The sequence below is a fragment of the Okeania sp. SIO2F4 genome (assembly GCF_010672385.1).
Classification (GTDB): domain Bacteria; phylum Cyanobacteriota; class Cyanobacteriia; order Cyanobacteriales; family Microcoleaceae; genus Trichodesmium.
This window is the reverse complement of sequence record NZ_JAAHGT010001368.1, coordinates 1-1,603: the sequence shown is the minus strand read 5'-3', so window position 1 is coordinate 1,603 and position 1,603 is coordinate 1. Positions and strand designations below refer to the sequence as shown.

Genomic DNA, 1,603 nt, shown 5'->3' with positions numbered 1-1,603 from the left:
GGTACATCCCGTAAATAAGGAAAACATAGCTCATTCCTGGAGGGCCAAACATCACGGCATTTCGTGGGGTACGACTACGATAACCGTGACAAGCAGGGTCTCCTGGTGCATAAGCTTCGGTTTCTACTATTGTGCTGCGGATAATTTGGTCATCGGATATTCGTCGCACTAAAGTACAACCCACTAAATCTGGGGCAACTTCGGGGGACGGGCGTTTTAGCCAAGTATTGTCTATAATCTCATTTGTTTGAGTAAAATTCATTATTCAAGGAGAATCTGCAATTATGGATATCAAATTAATTCTAGTGGGATTAACTGTTTTGTTTACTATTGGTTGTCTGTTCTTTGGTACACAAAATGGGTTCTATGATACCGATGATTATCATGGAAATGGTTCCGCTCACTAAGTAGGTTAGGACTTACGCATAGAACATATATGTAGAGTTTAAAAACTATAGCGTTATAGTTTTTTGCGCTATATGTAGTACCCATGCGTAAGTTCTGTAGGTATTCACTTTACTAAGTAGGTTAGGACTTACGCATAGACCGCATAGACCATATATGTAGAGTTCAAAAACTATAGCGTTATAGTTTTTTGCGCTATATGTAGTACCCATGCGTAAGTTCTGTAGGTATTTATTATAGTGATGTAGAGTATTCTTGCTCAAATCTTTTATTTTTTCAATTTTTGATAATTTATTTCTTGGGTAGAACACTTGTCTATCCAAGAATTTTTTTTAATATTGTTACAAAGAGTGTCAGCAAGGAAGAAGGAAGAAGTTTTTTTATGACTAATTAAGCGGAGGTAATATGATCTACTAGATTAATCCTAATCTCTGTCAATCAGGTAAATATTCAAAATCGAGACTTTCTGCAAAAGTAAAGGGAGATTGTTCTGGAAAAATATCAACTTTAACTCCTGTTTCGTTAGCTGCTTTAAGCCTACTTATTTGATAGGATTTATCAAATATTTCTGGCAAAAGTGGTTTGAGATTAGGGCTATCTTCTAGTAGTAATTATAGAGAAATTCGCTGTTCGATAATAGTATTTTTCCAGATTTCAGTTCTTTTTTATGGCTGATATTTCCACTCGAACGGGTGCATCAATAGAATAATTAAACTATTTTTTAGCTCTCGTTTTTCACTCCTACCCATACTTTCTATTTATTCAATTAAATTAGGAATATTTATTTCGGTAAATTTTCCTACTTTTAATAAGTTTGCAGTTGTTTGTACCCACAATAAAAAATCTCGATCGTAAATATTTGAGGATGTTGTTTCTGGGAATTTAGTCATAATTATCTCACCATGTAAAAGAGCAGTCAGCTATCAGCTATTAGGTATTTTTTTTTGTTTGCTATAAAAGCCTTATTAATTCAGCAAAATTTACCGAAGAATAAAGGTATCAAGCCTTCTATTTCAAGAGAAAAAAGTGCTCTTGAATTTCCTTATATTCAATTCCCGAACGGTTTTCATTGGGTGCATCTCAATTAAGCTATAAGTAATTATACTCAAGAAGAAGGAAGACTCAAACCACTTGGTTAATTCAGACGATAGAGCATCCTGATGTTTTAGACTTTGCGATCGCGTCCAAGACGAATGAA

General features: G+C 34.4%; 3 protein-coding genes and 1 pseudogene. 1 reads left to right on the top strand and 3 read right to left on the bottom strand.

The genetic code is table 11. The features are described 5' to 3' along the window. A partial coding sequence (locus tag F6K22_RS40480; RefSeq protein ID WP_293110766.1) for a DNA-3-methyladenine glycosylase occupies nucleotides 1–262 on the bottom strand: 262 nt, incomplete at its 3' end. Nucleotides 263–284: 22 nt separating this feature from the next. On the opposite strand from F6K22_RS40480, the gene F6K22_RS40475 reads away from it, so the two are divergent. Then, nucleotides 285–407, top strand: a complete 123-nt coding sequence (locus tag F6K22_RS40475; protein ID WP_293110764.1) for a hypothetical protein — start codon at nucleotides 285–287, stop codon at nucleotides 405–407. A 432-nt stretch (nucleotides 408–839) separates the two neighbouring features. Here F6K22_RS40475 and F6K22_RS40470 read toward each other — a convergent pair. Both F6K22_RS40470 and F6K22_RS40465 read right to left on the bottom strand, forming a co-directional pair. After that, a pseudogene (locus tag F6K22_RS40470) lies at nucleotides 840–1,295 on the bottom strand (DUF29 domain-containing protein). A gap of 123 nt (nucleotides 1,296–1,418) precedes the next feature. Further along, nucleotides 1,419–1,603 (bottom strand): hypothetical protein (locus F6K22_RS40465; RefSeq protein WP_293110763.1); only part of this gene is annotated, 185 nt, incomplete at its 5' end.

What these genes read in the sequence shown, in the direction of transcription:
- F6K22_RS40475 (WP_293110764.1), top strand. Translation starts at nt 285, where the DNA reads ATGGATATCAAATTAATTCTAGTGGGATTAACTGTTTTGTTTACTATT.